The following is a 22,001-nucleotide window of genomic DNA, read 5'->3' as shown; positions in this document are numbered from 1 at the left end:
GGTAATGGCTGTTGTTCCCGCGTCACCGGGGTCACACCGTGCACGTGGTCCAGATCGCAGGAGCCGGATCGCCTCAGCCGATGTCCTGCAAAGCTCTGCGCTGTGGATCGCCTGTAGCGCAACCGGTCCCGACGACCAGCGCGGTGATCTTGGGCGGGTGGGGGCCGTTGAGCAGGATGAGCACCGCGTTGCCGCCGCGGAACCTGATGTCCGTGGAACCGAGTACCGTGCGGTCGAGCCCGTTCGCCTGGATACAACGCTCGAGTGCGCCCGGCCGGGCCAGCGATCCGGTGACGTTGTTGCGGCCGAGCGCGCTGAGGGCGACCGTGGCGGTGAGGTCGTCGCCCACATCCTCGTTGCCGGTGGTGGGCTGCGCGGTGGGTGCGGGGGCGTCGCCGTCGCGCATCGTCGTAACGAAGACACTCGCGCACGCCACGGTGACGATGGCCGCGGCGGCCGCGGCGAACCAGCGCAGCCTGCTACGGCGCCGGTCGTCGAGAGCGACCGGTGCGGAATCGGAAGCCCTTGACGAGTCGGGGATCTCATCCGCCGACGGGCGCGGCAGCTCATGAACCGTGGCGGCCCGCGCCGGCGCATCCTCGGGCGGTTCCAGCTCGTCGGCGAACAGCGCGAGCCGGGCCGCTACGTCCTCGGGCATCCGATGGATGACGCGCTCGTCCCGGCCGAGGGCACGCAACTCGGCGCTGACGTTGTCGAGGGAGCGCAGGTAGCGCATCGCTTCCGGATCTCGCGAGACCATCGGCCACAACTGCTCGCGCTGTGCCGGTGACACATTGCCGGCATGCAGGTCGGCCAGCAATTCGGACGTGAACGGGGGCTGCGGTACGGACCGGGTCGCCATCGCACCTCCGTTGTTCGCATCTGACATCGCGGGGATCCCCTCATCATCGGGGACGGCCTCTGGATCGTTCAGTGGTTCGTCACTGTTAATGACGCATCCCAACTACCTCCGGTTCCCCGGATCACGCAGAAAATCCAATCGCTCTTTCAAACGCTGCCGTGCGCGGGCGCACCGGCTTTTGATCGTTCCTTCGGGCACACCGAGCAACGCGGCTGCCTCGGCCACGCTATACCCCTCCACATCGACCGCGACGAGCGCGGTCCGCTGGTCCGGCGGCAACGAGAACAGAGCGCGATCGATGACCATGGACATCTCCACCTCGGCCATCTCGTCGCGGGTGTCCTTGGGCTCGGGCATCGTTTCCGGCGACAGCGACAACGCGTACCTGGTCTTGTTGCGGCGGATCCGGCCCAGGCAGGCGTTCACCACGATGGCGTGCAACCAGCTGCGGACCTCCGCCTCCGCGCGGAAGGAGGCAGCCGTGCGATGTGCCGACAACAGCGCGTCCTGAAGCGAATCCGCCGCGTCCTCACGTGTGTAGGACGTGCGTAGCGCGGTCTGCCACAGATGATCGTTGTGCCGGCGCAGCAGCTCGGCGAACGCGTGCCGCTGACCACGAACATGCGCCCGCAACAACTCCACATCGGTGCATTCACCGGGTACGAAGGAACGTTCGTGACATACCACCGGTCGCGACGACCCCCCGCCGAACTCCTCGTTCACTTCGGATGACAATGCCAACCCCTTGGACGGCCCTCACGGCGGCAACGGGCAGTGTTGACCATCACCGAGATTCGCAGCATCCAGGATCGAAACACGGAACCTGGGAAGCTCCCCTGCTGAGAGCGCCCGAAGATCATATCGTCCGTAACGATTTGGCAGCAACCAAGTGATCGAGCCGGGTACGGAGCAAGACGCGACGCTCTGCGTTGCGCTACGAATGGCCTGCACGAACGAGTGTGTGCGGCGGAAGCGGAGCCGGGCTAGGGTGCGGCGTCGAGACGAATATCGGCGATCGCGGTCTGGAACTGTCCTCCGGAGTTGCCGAGTCCGGTGATCCAGACGAGAACGTAGCGGGCGGCTTGGTCGGCCCGCACCGGGATGTCGGTGACGCCGTCGTCGAGCCGGGCGGAACCGATCAGCTGGGTCTGATCCAGCGTCGGCGAACCGGTGGGCGAGGTGCGGATCTCCACCGACGTGCCCGCGCTGGGCGAGTTGATCGAGACGTTCGTGAGCTTGGCGGGAGCGGGGAGCGTCGCCAGCAGCCCGACCCCCTTCTTGAGCGCCGGGAACTGCTGGAAGTACTGATCGGTGCGCCACTGGGTGGCCGGGTCGTCGTCCAGCACCGCCTGCACGTTGGCGACGCCGTCGGCGGTGCCCTCCGGCGAGAACACCGACACGCCGGTCACCGGGACCGGCACACCGTTCGAATTGAGGTTCGGGCCCGCGGCAGCGGGCGTCGGCACGGGCTGGTTGTTGGTCGTCAGACCGATGTTGCGTTGTTCGTTCAGCGGCGCATCGGAAGCGCCCGGCGCGAACACGCTGACCATCCACCAGATCACGATGCCGACGACCAGCGCGGCGAGGATGCCGAGGCCGACCATGATCCACATCATGCGCTGCGAGCGTTCGCGTTCGGCCGCGAGCAGTTCCGGATCGGCGAGCGAGTCGTCCATGTTCGCCGGCGCGCGCTGCCCGAGCCGCAGCACCGGAATGAAATCGGTCTTCTGATCGACCACCGACGCCTGCTCCAGCACATGCTGAACCGTCGCGGCGGTGCGCACGCCCTTGTTCGACTCCAGCGAGCGCACGGCGACCGCGGAGATCTCGAACGGTACCTCGGGACGGATCTGTCGCGGTTCCACCGGCGTGCCATCCGGGCCGAGGTCGGCCAGCCGGAGCCCGCCGACCGTTGCGGCGGCGCCCGTGACACCCCCGGAGCGGATCGGCCAGCGCGCCGTGATCAGCGCGTAGAGCATCGCGCCGAGACCGCGCACGTCGGATTGCGCGTCGGAGTCGGACAAGGTGCCGGGGAAGGCGAGCACCGCGTCACCGGAGGCGCTGATACGCACCCGGTCGGGATGATCGATGGACAGCGACCCACCGCCGCGGTGAGCCAGCTCGGCCGCCGAAGCGAGGGCGCGGATGGCACGCGCCGCGCCGATCGGCGAGGGCACCGTCTCGGCCATCTCGCGCAGCGAGCGGCCCGGTGTCCACTCCGCCACCACGATGCCGCCGGAGCTGCCGCGCACGACGTCCAAGACGCGGGCCAGACCCGGCGAGTTGATCCGGCCGAGGCGCAGCGTCCGCGACAGGATCGCCTGGGGGCCGTCCTGGCCGGAGTTCTCGGTCGCCTTCTGGTCGGCGTCGACGAAGGTCAGCGCGACCTCGCGATCGAGTTTGATGTCCAGCGCCTGCCAGAACTTCAAGCCGCGGGCGCCGCCGTGACTGGCCAGCAGGCGATAGCGCCCGCCGGCCACCGAAGCGCCCGGAATCAGCTTGGGGCCGCGCGGGACTCGCCGCGCGCCCAGGTTCTCGCCACCCATCGGCGGCATTTCCGGCGATCCGATCGGGATCATCCCGGTGTCGTACATCGGATCGCGCGCAGGCAATTGGTTCTCCTGCGATCTCGGCGCGTCCTGATCCGGCGGAGCCGTGCCCGGCTCCTTGCTCGCGTACGCGGGATCCAACGGCTCCCCCGCGGTCGGCGGTACATCGGTGGACAGTCCGCCGGGCGTGGTCGCAGAAGAATCGGCGGCTGGGACGCCGCCCACCGCGTCGTCGCTCACCCTCGGTCCTCCTTCGCCCTGATATGTCGAGGTTCCGGCGAATTCGCCACTTGTGCTTGTCTGCCGAACAGGGTACGGGAACTCACCCATGCCGGTGCGGTCAACGGCGTCGGGTCTGATCACAGGCAGCACCATGGTCTGGGCGTCCATGTACGGATCGAACCGCGGGTACGCCAAGTAGGGGTCCGGCCTGCGGAGTACCTGTGTGACGTACGGGTCTTCGGCCGGGCTCTCCAGATCCAGCTCCGGCGCGGGCGGCGTCCAGCCGAGACGCCGGGAGATGGACACGGTTATGGCGACGATCTCCGGGATACCGGCCAGTCGCATCAAGCCGAAGGCCACCGCGAACATGACGATCGCGGTGATCGCCACCCGGATCAGCGAACCCGGTCCGTGGAATGCCGCGGTCAGCCGATCCAGACCGAGTACCCGGTCCACGATCCACATCACCGCCCCGCCCGCGAGTGACGCGAGCACGACACGTGTCACTGTGCGGCCGACGTTGGCCATCCGAAGATCACCGAGACTGCGGTGCAAGAGGTAACCGCCCACCACGGCGCCCACCGCGAAGCCGAGGCCGTTCGCGACGCCGAGCGCGATCACCACGTGCTCGGCGTCGGTGAGCACCGGAGCCAGCGCCGAGAAGACGATCTTGGCGGCGGTGATGCCGAGAATGATCCAGGTCGGAATCCATGCCTGCTCCCTGGCGTAGAACACGCGCAGGTGGATCAGCACGAGCGAGTACGGGATCAGCGCGAACGCCGACCAGCTGACCGCGAGCCCGAGTCGTTCGGCGTCGGATCCGAAGTTGCCGTAGCCGTAGAGCGCCTGCCCGACCTGCGGACCGGCCAGCGTGAGGAAGGTGACCACCGGGACCAGCGCGATCATGGTCAACCGGGTGGCGGCGGAAAGATCGTCGACCACCGCGGGCGTGTCGTCGGCGGCGGCGTTGCGGCTCAGCCGAGGCATGATCGCGGTGAGCACTGTGACACCGAGTACGCCGTACGGCAGTTGCAGCAGCAGCCAGGCGTTGTTGTAGATCGCCGGGCCCGCCGCGTCGGCATGCGAGGAAATCCGCGTGGCGAACACGAAGCCCGCCTGGCTGATCAGGACGTACAGGATGATGGCCGCGCCCATGCCGCCGAACTGCTTGAGGCGGTCGTCGATGCCCCAGAGGGGGCGCAGGTCGATGCCTGCCCTGCGGATCGCCGGGATGAGACTGACCGCCTGTACCACCACGCCGATCGTGACGCCGACGCCGAGCACCAGCAGCTTCGGGTCGCTCATGCGGACCGGGTCCAGCGTGATCTCTCCCGGCATCAGGACGTACAAGCCCAGCACGGTGAGCACCACGAGGTTGTTCAACACCGGGGCCCATGCGCCGGGCTTGAACATCTGCTGGGTGTTGAGGATCGCCGTGAGCAGCGCCGACATGCCGTAGAACAAGATCGCTGGCAACAGCAGGAAGGCCAGCGCCGTAGTGAGCGCGGTGTTGACCTTGCCGTCGTCGGAAAGGAAGACGTGGGTGGTCAGTACCGGCGCCGCGGCCGTCGCCAACAGCGCGGCGGTGGCCAGAACCACGAAAGCGGCGGTCACCAGACGCCGGACGAACGCGGCTCCGCGATCCGGATCCTCCTGCTCCGCGCGCACCAGTGTCGGCACCACGATCGCCGTGAGCACCGCGCCGAGCACCAGTTCCGCGATCATGTTCGGGATCTGGCTGGCGACGGTGAACGCACTGGCGATGGCGGGGCCGAGCACGGTCAGCAGCAGCAGTTGCTTGCCGAACCCGGTGATCCTGCTGATCAACGTCGCGAAGGCGATCGATCCCGAATCGCTGAGCAGCCGGGAACTCGAGCTCTGCTTCGAATCGTCCGCCTTCGGCTCCGCGGTGGCGGTGGCGGTGGGCCACTCCCTGGTCCGCGGGCGACCCGGTTCGGCGGGCTCGCGCCGGACCGGGGCAGCCGGTCGTTGCCGTGGCGGGGGCGGGAACTGCTGCGGCTGCGGCGGGGCGTAGCGGGGCGGCGGCACTCGATCGGATTCCGGCGCGGCGGCCGGGATCGGCCCGGAGTGTGGTGGCCGCTGCGCGGCGGGGATCGGACCCGACTGCGGGGGCCGGGGCACAGCCGGAATGCCACCGGGCCGAGGCGGACGCGGTGCGACCGGAATCCCGCCGGACCGCGGCGCGCGTGGCGGCACGGGCGGCGGCGCTTGCCTCGGGGCGCCGGCTGATGGGCCGGCGGGCGCTGGACGAGCGGAGGCAGGCGGTACCGGTCGCGGTTGTGCGGGACCCCCGGCCGGGCCCGCCGGCGGGGCAGGATATTGCCGTTGGTTCGGGTGTGGCGCGGGGCCGGGGCGCGGCGGTGGCGGCACGGGCGGCCGCGGCTGGGCGGCAGGCGGTGGCGGCGGTGGCGGAGGCATGCGCTGACCAGGCCGCGGCTGCGGCGCGGCCGGAGGACGACTCACCTGCGGTACCCGAGGCGGCGGTCCGTCGTGGTACGGGCCGCCGTTCACGCCGGGATTCTCCGCATCGGGCTGTGCCGGGCCGCGTTCCCACGGAGCGGCGGGAGCTCGGCGAACCGGCGGCCCGTCGAGGCGCTCGCCTGGTCGAGGGCGATGAGCCGATATGTCATCGTCGCTCATCATGCCTCCTGTACCCGCCGGGATATCCGCACCCCCATCGGTGCGGTGAGCCGCGGCCCGCCGCAACGGTCCGCCGTGATCGGCGAACATTCTGTCAGTGGTTCCCTCCCGGACCGGGCGGGCCCGGGAACACCGTAATTGTCCTCCACCGTGCCACACCCCACCGCGGTACACCACATCGACGCAGGTAGACGCAATGTGCGCGGCCCCGTCGAAGCGGGATCGGTCACCGCGTCTCCTGAAGCTGCTCCTGCTCCTGCTCCCGCAGCATCCGCCTGCGCGCGCGCCGGTACCGGTTGACCCGGCGTCTGGTGCCCGGATCGAAGCCCTCGTCCGCCGGATCGGGCTGCCCGCGGAACCGGCGCCACAAACGGCGACCGGCCAGCAGAAGCAGCAGGAGTGCGGCGCATCCCGTAATTATCGCCAAGGCCTGACCATAGGCGTTCGAACGCACCGAGACCTGCGTGGGATTGCCGAGCGCGACACCCTCCGGTGTGGTGAGCGAGATCGGAATGACCAGGTTCCGGCTGTCGCTGACCTCCGTCGGAATCTGGAACGACCGCGATCCGTTCGCCGGGAGCTGCTGTTCGCCGGGATCGGTGATCTCCGTCTCCGCAGGCGCCTCGATCCGGAACCTGACGCGGATGGCCACCGGCAGATCATTGCGTGCGACCAGCAGCAAAGGACTCTGCTCGGAAGCGAGGGTGTACACCCCGCCCGGTGGAAGCACGGTGACCGAGCGATAGAGCTTGTCCATCGTCCGCGTGTTCTGGTCCAGTCGGCGCTGAGCGAACGTGTCCGCCGGCGCGGCGTCGCCCGTACGCCGATCCGAGAGGGTCAGCACGCGCAACAGGTCGTCGCGCAGCGGCGTCAGGAAATCGTGTGGCGTCGGCTCGGCCTCCGGCACGTCCACCAGCGCGCGCATCATCTCGGTGATCCCACGGCCCTGGTCGCGCACGGGCAGCACGAACCGGTCCGGGACCGCGTCCTGCGCCGCCTGCGGGAGGTAGTCCAGCTCGTAGGGCTGTGAGTCCGGCGGCAGCGCCACCAGCTCAGGGAACGGACGTGCGGTGGCGAGGTTGCCGCGCAGCAGCAGGTCGACTTGGCGCAGCAAAGCGGTCGCCTCGTCCTTGTTCGCACCCCACTGCTGTGGCGGGACGAGTAACAGCGAACGCGGCCGGTTCGTCTCCGGATGCAGCGCGCTCCACGAGATCGCCCCGAGCGCGTCCTGCAAGCGTGCCGCGCGCGAGTCGTTGGTGACGTCGTAGCGGACCCGGGACGGGGTGAACGGCGGGGTGGGCGGATTCGAGCCCAGCGCGGCGAGCGCCGTCGCGGACCAGATGTCGAACGTCACCGCGCGCAGCGCGGGGTCGGCGGGCGGGATGGGTGGACTCGCGGCAGGTGGTGCGGGGTTGCCCGCGACCGGCGGCGTCGGCGGCGCGGGTGCGGGCGGCCGACTCGCGGTGATTTCGGGCAGCCGAACCACTTCCGGGATGGCCGGGTCCGGGGTCGTCACGTCCTCGCTCGAACCGCTTGTGGTGTGTCCGCTGTCACTGCTGGACTGCGCCCAGTCCATGCTTCCCTGTGGAACGGCCGCCGTCGCGGCGAGCACAGCGGTGTCGAAACCATGGTCGCGCAACAGCTGGCCCGCCCCCGCGTCGATGCTGCCGGAATCCGGCAGGCTGACCCCGCGCACCGAGCGGGTGGCCAGGATCGAGTCGACGACCTCGGCCGGTTCGTTGATCGCGCGCGCGGACAGCGCCGGATCTTCGACCGCGGCGAGCGCGGTGAGATCGACCTGCGCGAACGGCAGCGCCACCGTGCACATCGACCCGGACAGCGCGCGCAACCGGTCCAGCCAGATCTGCGCCTGTTCGGCGCCCGCGCCCGCCCGCGTCGCCCCGTCGGGATCGGACGGGCTGGCGAGCACGCGATAACCGTTGGTCATCGCACGCACCGTGAGCAGCAGGTCGGGATCGATGGCGACGCACACGGCCGAAGCCAGTTCGGCGTCACGGACCGCATCCGGACCGGACATTCCCTCCAGCGCGGCCAACAACTGATCGAGACGGCCGCCCTTGCCGAGCGAAGCGGCCAGTTCGTCGTCGGTCAGTTCCACCTTGCCGTCGACGCTGCCCGGATGGCCCGCGACGAGCCGCGGCCGGTCGGCCAGCGGCCACAGCAATGTCGTCGCCACCGGCGCGTCGGTGGGCGCGGACACCGGCGGGGCGGCGGAGGCGGCGCCGTCGCTGGGCGCGGGCGGCACGCCGAGCACCGGGAGCAAGAACCGGGCGTCGTCGAGCCTGGCCTGCGTGCCGTAGGCCGGTTCACCGTTCACGTTCAGCAGCAGCGGGTAGACACCCGGCTCCGTGATGCGCAGCGACGTGGCGCCGGTCTCGGAGCGCAACGGGATGCTCAGTGTGAACTGCTTGCGTTGCCCGGGATTCAGCCGCTGCGCGACATCCTCGAACTCGCCGTTGACGTCGTAATTGACTTCGTCGAGGCGCAAAGTGGCGCGCAACCCCACCGGCGCCGTGATCGCCGCCGCACGCTGGATGCGGATGCTGACGTCGTCCACCACGCGATCGCCGATATTGGTGACCGTGCCCGCGACCGTGAGCACCGAATCGCTGGTGGTGGTCACCGTGGTCGGCGTCACCGAATCGAGCGACAGCTTCAGGAATCTGGGATTCGACGTGGCGCCGGACCCGGTCGGTTGCGCCACGGCCGACGCGGAATCGAGCAGTGGCAGCGTCGTCACCGGGCCGAGGATGGTCAGGACCGCCACGAAGATCCGGAACAGTCCACGCGTCATCGCTTGCCGGTCTCCATCCGGTCGATCAGCTTGTTCGCCATCTCCGCAAGCCGCCGCTCGTCGGCATAGGCCAGCCGAGAATCCAGTTCAGTCAAGGGAACCCAGGCGACCTGGGTCACTTCCACGTCGGCGTCGGACAGTTCGCCACCGACCGAACGCAGCAGATAATGATGCACCGTTTTGTGTACCCGCCGACCGTCGGTCACGAACCAGTAATCGATGCTGCCGAGTTCGGCGACCACCACGCCGTTGATGCCGGTCTCCTCGGCGACCTCGCGGATCGCGGTCTGCTCGGCGGTCTCACCTTCTTCGATATGTCCTTTCGGCAGCGACCACAGTAACCGCCCGCGGCGATCGGTGCGTCCGATGAGCGCGGCGCTGCGTGATTCCCGAGGACCGTCCAAGCCGTCGACGACCAGCCCGCCCGCCGAGGTCTCCCGGACCGTGCGCATCCGTGGCTTCGCGGCATTGGCGGCCGAACCGCGGCGCCGAGGCTGGCGGCGTCGACTGTTCGCACGATCGGCCGGAGACACCTGGCAATCCTACTGTGTTGAATTTGTCCCGCCTGCGTCGCGGCGTGTTGTGGTCTTCAGCACTGCGGGCTGCGGTGGATCGCGTGAAGCGCGGAATGGCGGGCAGGTGACTCCCTGGGTGTGCGGAGGCTGCTGGCTGGGTAGATGCCGGTGTCCTTATATATCTGGGCTGCTGCGTGGGCCTGCGGCGCGATATCCGTTCGCGCGGCTCGGTAAGCTGCTCATTCGTGGTTTCGCCGAAGTCCAAGGACGCTGCGCTGGATAGACGTACCCGACTGCTGGCCGCCGCGGCGGTGACACTCGGGGGGCTGTCGGATGTGCTGACGCCCCTCGGCGAGATGTTCGCGGCGCGGGGGCACGAGCTGTACTTGGTCGGTGGGAGCGTGCGGGACGCGGTGCTCGGCCGGCTGGGGACGGATCTGGACTTCACCACCGACGCGCGGCCGGAAGTCGTGCAGGACGTCCTGCGCGGGTGGGCCGACCATCTGTGGGATACCGGTGGTCTGGCGTTCGGCACGGTCAGCGCGGCCAAGGCCGGTCACCAGCTGGAGATCACCACGTTCCGCGCCGACAGCTACGACCGGGTCTCCCGCAATCCCCAGGTGACCTTCGGTGACTCGCTCGAGGAAGACCTGGTGCGCCGGGACTTCACGGTGAACGCGATGGCCGTGAAGATCGGCGCGGACGGCGCGCTGGAATTCGTCGACCCGCTCGACGGCATGAACGCCCTGCTCGAGGGTGTGCTGGATACGCCTGCGGCGCCGGAGGATTCGTTCAACGACGACCCGCTGCGCATGCTGCGCGCCGCACGGTTCGTCTCCCAACTGGGCTTCGAGCCGCTTCCCCGGGTGCGGGCCGCGATCACCGCGATGGCCGACCAGATCGATCGCATCACCGCCGAGCGGGTGCGGGTCGAACTGGACAAGCTCATCGCGGGCGCGCACCCGATCGACGGCATCAACGTCATGTGCGAGACCGGGCTTGCGCAGCGGGTGCTGCCCGAGGTGCCCGCGATGAAGCTGGAAATCGACGAACATCACCAGCACAAGGACGTCTACTGGCATTCGCTCACCGTGCTGGAGCAGGCCATCGACCAGGAGGAGGGCGACCCCGATCTGGTGCTGCGCTGGGCCGCGCTGCTGCACGACATCGGCAAGCCCGACACCAAGCGCAACGAGCCGGGCGGCGGCGTCAGCTTCCATCACCACGAGGTGGTCGGTGCGAAGATGGTGCGCAAACGGATGCGGGCGCTGAAATACCCGAAGCAGTTCACCGAGGACGTGGCCCGGCTGGTGTTCCTGCATCTGCGCTTCCACGGTTACGGCAAAGGTCAGTGGACCGATTCCGCGGTGCGCCGCTATGTCACCGACGCCGCCGAGCTGCTCCCCCGCCTGCACAAACTTGTCCGCGCCGACTGCACCACCCGCAACAAGCGCAGGGCCGCCGCGCTGCGGGCCACCTACGACGAGTTGGAGGCGCGGATCGAGCGGTTGCGGGAGCAGGAGGACCTGGCCAAGGTACGTCCGGATCTGGACGGCAACGCGATCATGGAACTGCTCGGTGTGCCGCCGGGCCCCGAAGTCGGCCGGGCTTGGCGCTTCCTGAAGGAGCTTCGCCTCGACCGTGGTCCGCTCAGCCGGGACGAGGCCGAGGCGGCGCTGCTCGAGTGGTGGAAGTCGCAGAGCTGATCGGGTCAGAACACGATCAGGGTGGTACCCGCCAAGATCGCCGAGCGCATCTGGGCCAGGTCGAACGACCCGGTGATCTCCGGCAGTTCGACGCGGAAACGGATCAGGTCGCCCTCCCGATCGGCACGCGCGATCCGCGCGTCCTTGGGCAGGTGCTCGAGCGGAACGGCGGGAACGTCGATCATCCGTCGCGGTATCCGGACGCCGAACCAGCTCGCAGCGCGTACGTCGATGGCCAGTCGGTTGTCCCTGATCGACGCGTCCACCAGGGCGGTCAGCAGCCGTCGGCGGTGCCGGGCTCGGATCAGTCCGCTCGGGTGCACGTCCAGGGCCCAGTCCAGTGGCTGGGTGTTGAGCCATCCGACCAGCGCCGCGGTGGTGACGGTGCCGTCGAGGTCGAGCCGGGCGGTACGGATCTTTGTCGGCACGCCCGGAATCAGGCGGACGCCGTGTGCGATGACGGTCACGGCCTCGATCGGGTGATCGTCCCAGCGCAGCCGCGACAGCACCGTCTTGGTCTGGAAGTGCGCGCCGCGGCGACGCACCTTCAGCACTTGCAAGGTGGCGTGCAGATCGTGACCCAGCAGGGTCGCGCTGACCTCCTGCCCGCCGAACCGGCTCAGGATGCCCTCGCTGAGCATGGTCATCAGCACGTCCGGCAGCAGCGCCGTGACGGTGCCCGCGCCGAGGTCGGCGACCGGATCCACCCAGGCGGTGCTGAGCGCGACCCACTGCTCCAGCCAGGATTGATCGAACAGGCGCTTTCCGAGGTCGACGGCCCGCATGGGCGACCAGGACTTCGGATCGAAATACGTGGCCATGATTGGACTGAGCGTACTTGGCGCGGCGGTCCGGACCCGCGCGTTGTGATCCACCTCGCGCGGACCGGACGTCCTTGCCGAGGGCCACGCTCGGGCACGAGAATCGGAAGGCCGCCTGCGACACACTGCTGGGAGGACGCACATGGCGCTGGACCTGAACAGTGATCTCGGCGAGGGCTTCGGTCCGTGGACGATGGGCGACGACGCCGCCATGCTCGACATCGTCACCAGTGCGAACATCGCCTGCGGATTCCACGCGGGCGACCCTGCGATCATGCGCAGGACCTGCGCTCTCGCGGTCGAGAAGGGTGTTCGGATCGGCGCCCACGTCGGTTATCGCGACCTGGCCGGTTTCGGGCGGCGAGAGATCGCGGTCGCGCCCGGTGAGCTGCGCGACGAGGTGCTGTATCAGATCGGCGGCCTGGACGCTTTCGCGAAGGCCGCGGGCGACCGGGTCCGCTACGTGAAACCGCATGGGGCGCTCTATCACTCGGCCGCGCGAGATCGGCAGCTGGCCGACGCGGTGCTGGCCGCGATCGCGGAGTACGACCCGCGGCTGGCCCTGCTGGGCCCGGCGGGCACCCAGTTGGAGTCGGCGGCCCAGGCAGCCGGAGTGCGATTCGTCGGCGAAGGTTTCGCCGACCGGGCCTACACGCCCGATGGCTCGCTGGCCGCACGCGGTGCGGCCGGGGCGGTGTTGGGTCCGCGGGAGGCCGTCGCCCAGGCGGTCTCGATCGCCAAGTCCGGCGCCGTGCGGACGGCCGATGGCTCCAGGGAGGTCGCGGTGCGTGCCGCGAGCATCTGCGTGCACGGTGATTCGCCCGCCGCGGTGGAGATGGCGCGGCACATCCGCACCGCGCTGGACGAGGTCGGCGTGCCAGTGGAGCCGTTCGGCTGAGGCCTGGATATGACGACGAAGGGCGCGGGAACCCACGCGGAGCGGAAGGCGGCGGAGGACGCGATCCGCGCGGCGGGTGATCGGGCGCTGCTGATCACGCCGCAGCGGCGCGAGGTGGTCGCGGCACTCGTCACCGCGCTGCGGGACCGCCCGGTGCCCGGCGTGCAGGACCTGCTCCCCGCCGCGGAAACGGTACTGCTCACGCTCGATTCACCCCGTGACGCCGAAGCCGTCCGCAGGGTGTTGACAACGCTGCTGGTCGCGCTCCACGCCGAGCAGTCGCCCGGTGTTTCCCGTGGAACATTGCCGGATCTGGCATTCGGTGCCGACCCGGTGTCGATTCCGGTGCGCTACGACGGCGCCGACCTCGATGACGTCGCCCGGGCATTGGAACTCACGACCGCGGAAGTGGTGGCCGCGCACACCGGCACGGTGTGGCGGTGTGCTTTCGTCGGATTCGCGCCGGGCTTCGGCTACCTGGAATCGCCCGACGGCAGGCTGTCGGTTCCGCGCAGAGCCCAGGCGCGTACGTCGATTCCGGCGGGTGCGGTAGCACTCGCCGGTGGATACAGCGCCGTGTATCCACGCAGCACACCCGGCGGATGGCAGCTGATCGGGACCACCGACCTCAGGATGTGGGATGCCGAGCGCGATCCGCCCGCGTTGATTCGCGCGGGCGTCACGGTCCGGTTCGTCGACGCGGGGGGTGGCGGATGATCGTCGTCGAGCAAGTGGGGCCGCTCGCGACCATCCAGGATCTCGGGCGGCCGGGCTGGTTCGATTCCGGTGTCGGTCCCGCTGGGGCGGCCGATCGCGGGTCGTTGCGGTTGGCCAATCGGCTGGTCGGCAATCCGGAGGGTCACGCGGTCATCGAGGTGCTGCTCGGCGGGCTCGCCCTGCACGCCGAGGAGCACGTCATGTTGGCCGTCACCGGCGCGCCCGCGCCCGCTACCGTCGACGGCAGGCCCGTCGGCCACGCGAGCGTGCTGGAACTCGAGCCGGGGCAGGCGCTGCGGCTCGGTTACGCGTCCACCGGACTGCGTAGCTACATCGCGGTGCGTGGCGGCATCGATGTGCCGAAGACGCTCGGGTCTCGCAGCCGCGACACCCTGGCCGGACTGGGGCCGGAGCCTTTGGCGAAGGGCGATCGTCTGCCGGTCGGGCCTTCTCCGCGCACCATTCCGGTGGTGGACCTCGCCCCTGTCGCCGATTTGCCCGCTGACGTCCTCACCGTGCGCGCCGTACTCGGTCCGCGCGACGATTGGTTCACCGACGCCACCGCCTTGTTCCACGGCGAATGGGAGGTCTCCGCCGATACCGACCGGGTCGGCGCACGGTTGGATCGCCGGGCCGGGCAGCCGCTGACCCGCGCTGTCACTCGTGAACTGCCGACCGAAGGCATGGCCCTCGGCTCGATCCAGGTGCCGCCGAGCGGACAGCCGGTCGTCTTCCTCGCCGATCATCCGGTCACGGGCGGGTATCCGGTGATCGCGGTGGTCGTCGACGCCGACGTGGACGCGGTCGCGCAGGCGCGCCCGGGTCAGCCCGTGCGGTTCGAGCGTGCCGGCTGAATCCGGCTCGCGCTCGGATTCAGCCGGGCGTGCATGAGATATACGTTGTAGCTGTCCCACTCCGAGAGGAGAAAGTACAGGTCCTCGCTGGTCGACCACGGATGGATGAACCCGCCGTAGGACTTCGGATAGTCGGCGGTGGACACCAGCGCGATCGCGTCCGTCCAGGCCCCCTGCGGGCTTGCCGCGGTACGCAGAACGATCGCGCCCCGCGCCGAATCCAGGTAGACCATCTGCCACTGCTCGGTCTCCTGGTCGTAGCGCACCGACAGCTCACTGGCCATGCCGAGCACCAATGGGGTGGCCTGGTTCTCGGCGGCGGGAGCCCAACTGCCACCTACCCAGTACTGATAGGCGGACTTGTTCAGGATGTGGCGCTTGGGCACGCGGGCCAAGCCGATCACGCCGATGCGTCCGTTGGGCGTGCCGAACATGTAGACGTGCTCGCCGTGAGGCACCATCGCCGCGACCTGGAACCTGCCCAGACCGAAGAAGTTCTCCCACTTGGCATGCTGGTCTTTCTTCCAGGTGCGCCCACGATCGTCGGAGTAGGCGATGCCGCCGTAGTTGGTCCACCACAGGCCGGGGATGCGGCTCCACCTGTTCACCGACATGTAGCTGAGGTACTGCCGGTTCCCGACGGCGAAACCGGAGGTGGGGATGGTGGTGGTCTCCCAGTTCTTGATCTTGCGGCTGCCCAGGATCTCCGCGGCGTGGCACCGGCTGTCCTGCGCGAAGGTATCGAGCGTCAAGCCGTCGGACAGATCGCTGTCGGTGCTGAAACCGATGACGTTGCTGCGCCAGTCCTGGTCGTCGTTGCCCGCGCCGCCACCGCCCCAGCCTTTACCGAAGGTGTCGCCGAAGACCACGGCGACCTCGCCGGGTTCCGTCTCCCACATCAGCCCCAGGTCGGTTCCGTCGACCTGCCAGCGCATGTCGGTGCGGTTCTGCGAGCCGTGCCCGGTCACCTGCTCGACCAGCCGCACCGACTCGACCATCGGCGCGGCCACCGGGGCCGCGAGCGGGCCCGGTTCGGTCGGATGCACCACATGCGGTGGAGCGGGCTGGGGCTCCTCGCCGGGACCGCCGGGCACCGGGACCGGGATCGGCTCGACCTCCGGCTCGAATTCGATGCGCGGCAGTTTGACCGGCTCGCCGGAACCCGAGCTGGAACCGGTGCCTGGACCACTGCCCGAACCGGATCCCGACGCGGAGCCGGAGGAGCCGGAACTCGAACCGGTCCCCTCGTCGGCCCCGGTCTCGGGCGTCGGGCTCGGATCGGGATCCGGCTCGGGGTGCTTCGGGTTGTCCCTGATGTCCGGGCACGGGTTGTCGCACGGATTCGCGGGCAACGGGTCGGGCACGATCCGTGTGTTGTCCTGCGGCGGATCGGGCACGGGAACCGGCGTGAGTTCCGGAATCGGCACCGGGATGTTGATCTGCGGGGGCAGCGGCGGCGGCGGGGGTTGCGCGGGATCCGGCTCGCGGTTGAGCGGGTCGAATCCGATCTCGCCGCAGCTGTTCACCGGCGGGGGCGCCCAGGGGAACGGTGCGGCCTGCGCGGCGGGCATCGGCACGGTGAGGGCGCCGACGAGCAGTGCGCCGAACAGGGCCGGTGCACAGGGGGATTTGATTCCGGATTCGCGCATCAGGTCCGCCCGGCCGCGGCTATCCGGTGGTCGGACGCCCGGTGGCGGACCGAGTCTTCCACGCGCCCAGCAGTTGTCGTACCGCGTCGGGGTCGTGCACCGGAAAACCCATGTCGTGTGGACTCCTGTCGGTCGGCCGCTGACAGGTCAACTTACCGGAACAAGGCCCGCGAACGGGGGACGGCGAATCGAAAAAGCCCACGTGATGGAACCGGCGTCGCGGCGGGCGCGTCCAAAGACATATGAACGAGATCGAGTACGTGTTCGGTACCGGTGACGGACCCGTGCACGTCTGGACCAGCGAGGCCGATCTGGAACTCGGCAATACGGGCGCGGCCGACGCGGTGCGGCTGGATTTCGACGGCGACGGCATCGCCGACGACGCGCTGTGGGACACGGCAGGCTCGGGCCGCGCCGACATCGCGGCGCTGGATCTCGACGACGACGGTGTGCTCGACCATTTCTTCACCGATCCCACCGGCCTCGGCACGTGGAACCACGAGATCACGGGTCTGCCCGGCGATGCGGACAGCGAGCCGCTCGACTGGATCGTCCGCACCGACGCGGACGTGCCGGATCGTCTGCTCGGCGACACTCGACTACCGGATTCCGATCGTGCGGCCGCACGGCCCGGCGGCGCGGTGCCAGACGCGCTGCCCGAGCACCTCGCGCACTGGCTGAGCCGCGAAGACGAGCGAAAATCCGGCGACGAACCGTCTTTCAGCTGACCGCGCCGCGTCGCGTGTTCAACGCGATGGCCACGATGCCCGCGGCGTAGATCGCGGCGCCGGCCAGCACCACCCCCGCCGATCGGCCGTCGGCCGGAACGATCAGGGCCGCGGCCGCGATCGCCAGCACGAACGCGACGTTGAAGACGGTGTCCTGCAGCGCGAACACCTGACCGCGGCGGGCGTCGTCGATATCGATCTGCATGGTCGCGTCACCGGTCAGCTTGATCGTCTGTCCGGCGAGTCCGAGGAGGAAGGCGCCGGCCAGGAGAAGTTGGTGCGCACGCTCCACCGCGGCGCCCGAGTCTGCGAACGCGATCGGCGTGACCAGCGTCAGTTGCACCAGCATCGCGGTGATCAGGCCGACGACCACGGTGCGCGCCCGTCCCAGCCGGGGGATGAGCAGTGGCGCGACGCCGGCGGCCACCAGCATGCCCGCCGCGGTGGCGGCGATCGCGACGCCGAAGCCGACCAAGCCCCCGCTGAGTCCGGAGCCGTCGATCGGAGTCTGGCGTAACACCAGCACCATGATCAGCGTATTGACGCCGAAGACGATCCGATGCGTGCCGATGCCCAGCATCGCGGTCGTGACCGCTCTGGACTCCCACACCGCCGTCGCGCCGGTACGCAGACCGGTGGCGATCGCGTGCACGGTGTTGTCACCCTTCGCCGCGTCCGGCGCGGGACCGAGCGCCCGCGGCCGGAACCCCGCCGCCAAGGCCGCACCGAGCACCGACCCGGCGCCGCTGATGGTGACCGCGACCGCCGAGGCCCAGTCTCCCGCCCCGATCAGCCCGATGATTCCCACCGCCACGGCCGCGCCCAATCCGGCGCATCCGGACGCGACCGTGGCCAGCACCGAGTTCATCGGCACCAGCCACTCCTGCGGCAGTATCCGCGGCAGCGCCGCCGAGACCCCCGCCAGGACGAAACGGCTGACGCCGACCACAGCCAAAGCCAGCAGCAGCGGCGTCTCGCCGACCCCGGCCAGCAGGCCCGCGCTCACCAGCGCGATCAGAACGGCGCGCAGTACGTTGGCCACCAGCAGCACGGTGCGCCGGTCCCAACGATCCAGCAGCGCGCCCGCGTACGGGCCGATCAGCGAATACGGCAGCAGAAGTACCGCGAAGCCCGCCGCGATGGCCGTCGGATCGGTCTGCCGCTCCGGATTGAACAGGATCGCGCCCGACAGCGCCGCCTGGAACATCCCGTCGCCGAACTGCCCGGCGAAACGCACAACGGCCAGCCGCGACACGCCCGGGCTTGCCCGAAGTGTGGCGCGCAGTCCACCCGGCCGTTGCTCCGCGGGAGTGAGGCCTTCGGCGGGACCAGTCGACACGTCCGCGAGCGTACTGCGTTCGCCGACGTCGCCGCACGCTCGCGCGTCGGGCGCGAAGGACGCGGCGCGCGAGTCAGACCCGGTCGACCAGCATGCTCACCATCCGCCGCATATCCGGCGCCATCGGCAGCTCGTCGAGCGCGGTAGCGTCGATCCACGCGAACGCGTCGTGCTCCCCTGGCGCGAGGGCGACATCGCCTGGCTCCGCCTCCACGACGAAGCAATATTTCCGCACTTTCGACTTGGTCCGGGTCGCGTAATCGAATCCGTCGAGGAAGTCGGTGACGGCGCGCATCCGCAACCCCGTTTCCTCCAGCAATTCCCGCTCGACGCACTCGGCGAATGTCTCCCCCGATTCGACACCTCCTCCGGGCAGTTCGTACATACCGCCGTGATAGTCGTCCGCGACTCGGCGCACCACCAGGAGCCGGTTTTCGCGGAACACGGCGACGCCTACCACGAAATGCGCGATGCCATCGCGACGCGCTTCGCTGCGGAGTTGCCGCTCGATCCGGGCGAGGTCATCGGGCTGGAGCACGTCGTTACCTCCGGGCGGCGTTGCGGCGCTTGGCAATCGGGACCGGACCGCGATATCCGACGAGGTGGCCCGACGTTTCGACGTACCGGTTGGTTCTGCTCGCCTCCCGTTCACCTTCCGGTCGCTCGCGTAAAATGCCGAGTGCGGCACAATTTACTAGGAATGTGGAGTACCGCGGTGGAAGTGCTCCTACCCTGAATGGCGATCGGTGCACGGTCCCGAGAGGAGGACCATGATGTCCACACTCACGACACCACACATCGATGTCCACCGTGGCGGCGACCGCATGAAGACGCGGGTCTCCTGGCTGGATTCGAAGCATTCGTTCTCCTTCGGGGAGCACTACGATCCCGACAACACCCACCACGGCCTGCTGCTGGTCAACAACGAAGACGTCGTCTCCCCGGGCCAGGGTTTCGACACCCACCCGCATCGGGACATGGAGATCGTCACCTGGGTGCTAGGGGGCAGTCTGGTGCACCAGGATTCCCTGGGCCACAGCGGCGTCATCTATCCGGGGCTGGCCCAGCGTATGAGCGCGGGCACCGGCATCCTGCATTCGGAGAAGAACGACGCGTGGCGGTTGGACGGCCGAGCCCCCGAACACGACGAGCCCGTGCATTTCGTGCAGATGTGGGTCGTGCCCGACGAACCGGGTCTCACCCCCGGCTACGAGCAGCTCGAAATCGATGACGAACTGGCAGGCGGTGGCCTGGTGACGGTCGCCTCGGGACTGCCCCGGTACCGCGATCGGACTGCCATCGCCATCAACAGCAGCCATTCGGCGCTGCATGTGGCGCGGATGGCCGGCGCGGAGTCGGGCGAGCAGGTGATCGATCTGCCCGATGCGCCGTACTTGCATTTGTTCGTGGCGCGCGGGGAGGTGGACATGGAGGGTGTCGGCCCGCTCTACGAGGGGGACGCGGTGCGTTTGACCAGGTCGGGGGGCCAACGTGTGGTGGCGCGCAGGCCTTCGGAAATCTTGGTTTGGGAGATGCACGCGAGGCTGGGCGCCCAGTAGCCGTTTCGCATTAACATCCGTCCGCGGGGAGCGCGATCAGTAGGCGACCGCCGCGCACCTCCGGACCACCTCGTCCGGACCGAGCATCGCGAGGCACCGACGGAGAGGAAGTCCATGTCGCAATATCCGCCCCCGCCGCCCGGCCAGTACCCGCCGCCCGGGCAATATCCGCAGCCGCCGGGCGGCCAGTACCCGGGCGGCCCCGCCTACTGGCAGGAATCGCCGAAAGGCAGGGGCCTGGCGATCACCGCGCTGGTGCTCGGCATCCTCGCGCTGCTGTTCTTCTGGACGGTCGTCGGCGGCTATCTCTTCGGCATCTTGGCCGTCATCCTCGGGATCGTCGCGGTGTTCAAGGCCCGTGCGGGCACCGCCGGAGGCATGGGGATGGCGATCACCGGTGTGGTCCTCGGCGCGCTGGGCATCGTCGGCGCCATCTTGCTCACCATCGTGGGTTACAGCTTCTTCGTCGACTCGGGCGGAAAAGACTTCGTGGACTGTGTGAACAAGGCGGGCAACGACCAGGCCGAGATCGAGCGGTGCGAGCGCGAGTGGAATCAGAAGCTGGAAGACAAGTTCAGCATCACGCTCACTCCACCGCCCGCGCCGACGCCCCGGTAGCCGCCGCGCACGCCCGGGTCGTGGCGATCACCTCGGCGAAATCACGGCGGAAGTCGCCGTCGGGCGCCGCGACCCAGGTTCGGTAGCCGCTGTGCTCGTCGGCGGGTGAGGGCAGCACGATATGGCTGCCCGGCAACCCGATCGAGGCGCAGACCCGGAAAAGGTCGGTGAACAGTCCGGTATCCAGGTACGAGTTGTCTGTAGGCCCGGTCAGGAAAGTCCAGCGATCCGCGCGCGGATGCGCGATGATCGGCCCCGGCCGGGCCTCGGGCCCCGCGGCCAGCCGCTCGCGCACCTGTCGGCCGAACCCGCTCGGCATCACGACCGCGCCGACCGAGCCCACTTCCAGCATGATGCGACCGAGGAGCGGGTCAACGAGACCGTAGAGCCCGTTGTCATCGCGGTAGCGACGGCAGCGAGCGAACGCGTCCTGGATCGACGGGAAATCCGTGGACGCCAGATGCCTGCCCGACTGGATGCGCGATGTACTCATGACGAACAACCTCGCCTCGCTGTGGTGGACGCGTGCTCGGAAGAATCGATCGCTGGACCCGACCCTAGTCCTGGGCAAGTCACTTGACAATAGTCACCACGACCGCGCGGCGGAGTGGGCGTAGCATCCCCACACATGGCACCCGTCTCGCCCACCGTTGCCCGCTGGGAACTGGTGCTTCGGCTGCGGGAACTGCGTGAACAGCGCGGGTTCGACTCCGCGGGCTTCGCCAGGCGGGTGGGCTTCACGCCGGCCAACTGGTCGCACGTGGAGAAAGGCAGGCGCGTACTGACCACCGAGACCATCGGCCCGGTGCTCGAACTGCTGGAGGTGGAAGCCGAGGAGCGCGCGGAGCTGCTCGCCTTGCTCGAGGCCAGCAAGCAGCGCGGATGGTGGGCGAGGTCCTCGGCGTTGATCGGACCGGAGCTGCAGCGGCTCTACGGCATGGAATACGGTGCGCAGAGCATCCGCAGCTACGACAGCCTCGTCGTTCCGGGGCTGCTGCAGACCGAGGACTACGCTCGCGCGTTGATCAGCGCCGACGTGATGATCCGGCCTGTCCAGGTCGAGCAGCTGGTGGCGATCCGGATGCGGCGCCAAGAGCGGCTGCGCGGCGCGGACCCGGTCGAGTTGACCGCGGTGTTCGGTGAGGGCACTCTGCTCCAGCAGACCGGCGGCCCGGACGTATTGCGGGGACAGTTGCGCTACCTGGCCGATCTGATCGAAGAACTGGACACCGTCGAGGTGCGCGTGATCCCGTTCGCGGCCACCGCGGGCGCGGTACTCGGCGGGTCCAGCTTCCACCTCATCGACTTCGCCGGCGAGCAACTGCCCACCTTCGGCTGGGTGGAGAGCGCGGTGTTCGGCGGGGCCGTCGAGGACCCGGATCTGGTCCGCGATCTACGCTTCGCCTACCTGCGCGCGGTGGACCAATCGTTGTCACGGTTGGACTCATTGGCCCTGATCAGACGCTATTCCGGCGTGTAAAATCCTGC

Annotated in this window: 18 protein-coding genes; 8 read left to right on the top strand and 10 right to left on the bottom strand. The window is 69.1% G+C overall.

Going from position 1 to position 22,001, the window contains the following annotated elements:
• Window positions 1-73: 73 nt before the first annotated feature.
• The 5 genes from K8O92_08665 to K8O92_08645 form a co-directional block, all read right to left on the bottom strand.
• Window positions 74-862 carry a hypothetical protein gene (locus K8O92_08665; GenBank protein UAK33957.1) on the bottom strand — a complete coding sequence of 263 codons (789 nt, stop codon included), beginning with the start codon at window positions 860-862 and terminating at the stop codon, window positions 74-76.
• Window positions 863-964: 102 nt separating this feature from the next.
• A complete protein-coding gene (gene sigM / locus K8O92_08660) occupies window positions 965-1,585 on the bottom strand; it encodes an RNA polymerase sigma factor SigM (GenBank protein ID UAK35544.1) in 621 nt (206 codons plus the stop codon).
• A gap of 260 nt (window positions 1,586-1,845) precedes the next feature.
• Window positions 1,846-5,682, bottom strand: coding sequence for a peptidoglycan biosynthesis protein MviN (locus K8O92_08655; protein UAK35543.1), 3,837 nt, complete (start codon window positions 5,680-5,682; stop codon window positions 1,846-1,848).
• 838 nt (window positions 5,683-6,520) lie between these two features.
• Window positions 6,521-9,109, bottom strand: coding sequence for a DUF6049 family protein (locus K8O92_08650; protein ID UAK33956.1), 2,589 nt, complete (start codon window positions 9,107-9,109; stop codon window positions 6,521-6,523).
• Window positions 9,106-9,642, bottom strand: a complete 537-nt coding sequence (locus K8O92_08645) for an NUDIX hydrolase (protein UAK33955.1) — start codon at window positions 9,640-9,642, stop codon at window positions 9,106-9,108. The genes K8O92_08650 and K8O92_08645 overlap by 4 nt, the downstream gene beginning before the upstream one ends.
• 257 nt (window positions 9,643-9,899) lie before the next feature.
• Here K8O92_08645 and K8O92_08640 point away from each other — a divergent pair, with 257 nt between their 5' ends.
• The gene (locus K8O92_08640) at window positions 9,900-11,330 is read left to right on the top strand and encodes a CCA tRNA nucleotidyltransferase (protein ID UAK35542.1); all 1,431 of its coding nucleotides are present in this window, start codon (window positions 9,900-9,902) and stop codon (window positions 11,328-11,330) included.
• Window positions 11,331-11,335: 5 nt separating this feature from the next.
• Here the strand turns inward: K8O92_08640 and K8O92_08635 are convergent, their stop codons facing one another.
• Window positions 11,336-12,151: a hypothetical protein gene (locus tag K8O92_08635; protein UAK33954.1), complete on the bottom strand. Its 816-nt coding sequence runs from the start codon at window positions 12,149-12,151 to the stop codon at window positions 11,336-11,338.
• A 142-nt stretch (window positions 12,152-12,293) separates the two neighbouring features.
• On the opposite strand from K8O92_08635, the gene K8O92_08630 reads away from it, so the two are divergent.
• Genes K8O92_08630 through K8O92_08620 form a run of 3 tightly spaced genes read left to right on the top strand, consistent with a single transcriptional unit; the run spans window position 12,294 to window position 14,620 of the window.
• Entirely contained in the window at window positions 12,294-13,049 is a 756-nt protein-coding gene (locus tag K8O92_08630) for a LamB/YcsF family protein (protein ID UAK33953.1), read from the top strand.
• Window positions 13,050-13,058: 9 nt separating this feature from the next.
• Window positions 13,059-13,766, top strand: coding sequence for an allophanate hydrolase subunit 1 (locus K8O92_08625; protein ID UAK33952.1), 708 nt, complete (start codon window positions 13,059-13,061; stop codon window positions 13,764-13,766).
• Window positions 13,763-14,620: a biotin-dependent carboxyltransferase family protein gene (locus tag K8O92_08620; GenBank protein ID UAK33951.1), complete on the top strand. Its 858-nt coding sequence runs from the start codon at window positions 13,763-13,765 to the stop codon at window positions 14,618-14,620. Before K8O92_08625 ends, K8O92_08620 begins: the two co-directional genes overlap by 4 nt.
• Here K8O92_08620 and K8O92_08615 read toward each other — a convergent pair.
• Window positions 14,590-16,269, bottom strand: coding sequence for a DUF4185 domain-containing protein (locus K8O92_08615; GenBank protein ID UAK33950.1), 1,680 nt, complete (start codon window positions 16,267-16,269; stop codon window positions 14,590-14,592). The genes K8O92_08620 and K8O92_08615 overlap by 31 nt on opposite strands.
• A gap of 242 nt (window positions 16,270-16,511) precedes the next feature.
• Here K8O92_08615 and K8O92_08610 point away from each other — a divergent pair, with 242 nt between their 5' ends.
• Entirely contained in the window at window positions 16,512-16,997 is a 486-nt protein-coding gene (locus K8O92_08610) for a hypothetical protein (protein UAK33949.1), read from the top strand.
• On the opposite strand, the gene K8O92_08605 is transcribed toward K8O92_08610, so the two are convergent.
• Together K8O92_08605 and K8O92_08600 are read right to left on the bottom strand one after the other, a co-directional pair.
• Window positions 16,990-18,282, bottom strand: a complete 1,293-nt coding sequence (locus tag K8O92_08605; protein ID UAK35541.1) for a hypothetical protein — start codon at window positions 18,280-18,282, stop codon at window positions 16,990-16,992. The two genes, K8O92_08610 and K8O92_08605, sit on opposite strands and share 8 nt — an antisense overlap.
• A gap of 127 nt (window positions 18,283-18,409) precedes the next feature.
• Entirely contained in the window at window positions 18,410-18,910 is a 501-nt protein-coding gene (locus K8O92_08600) for an NUDIX domain-containing protein (GenBank protein UAK33948.1), read from the bottom strand.
• A gap of 199 nt (window positions 18,911-19,109) precedes the next feature.
• Here K8O92_08600 and K8O92_08595 point away from each other — a divergent pair, with 199 nt between their 5' ends.
• Together K8O92_08595 and K8O92_08590 are read left to right on the top strand one after the other, a co-directional pair.
• The gene (locus K8O92_08595) at window positions 19,110-19,895 is read left to right on the top strand and encodes a pirin family protein (GenBank protein ID UAK35540.1); all 786 of its coding nucleotides are present in this window, start codon (window positions 19,110-19,112) and stop codon (window positions 19,893-19,895) included.
• 114 nt (window positions 19,896-20,009) lie between these two features.
• Window positions 20,010-20,513: a DUF4190 domain-containing protein gene (locus K8O92_08590; protein UAK33947.1), complete on the top strand. Its 504-nt coding sequence runs from the start codon at window positions 20,010-20,012 to the stop codon at window positions 20,511-20,513.
• Here K8O92_08590 and K8O92_08585 read toward each other — a convergent pair.
• On the bottom strand, window positions 20,482-21,006 hold the full coding sequence (locus tag K8O92_08585) for a hypothetical protein (GenBank protein UAK33946.1): 525 nt from the start codon (window positions 21,004-21,006) through the stop codon (window positions 20,482-20,484). The genes K8O92_08590 and K8O92_08585 overlap by 32 nt on opposite strands.
• Window positions 21,007-21,141: 135 nt before the next feature.
• On the opposite strand from K8O92_08585, the gene K8O92_08580 reads away from it, so the two are divergent.
• Complete coding sequence (locus K8O92_08580; protein UAK33945.1) at window positions 21,142-21,993, top strand: Scr1 family TA system antitoxin-like transcriptional regulator; 852 nt, start codon at window positions 21,142-21,144, stop codon at window positions 21,991-21,993.
• Window positions 21,994-22,001: the final 8 nt, after the last annotated feature.

This window comes from Nocardia asteroides (genome assembly GCA_019930625.1).
GTDB lineage: Bacteria > Actinomycetota > Actinomycetes > Mycobacteriales > Mycobacteriaceae > Nocardia > Nocardia sputi.
This window is presented reverse-complemented; position numbering and strand designations above follow the sequence as displayed.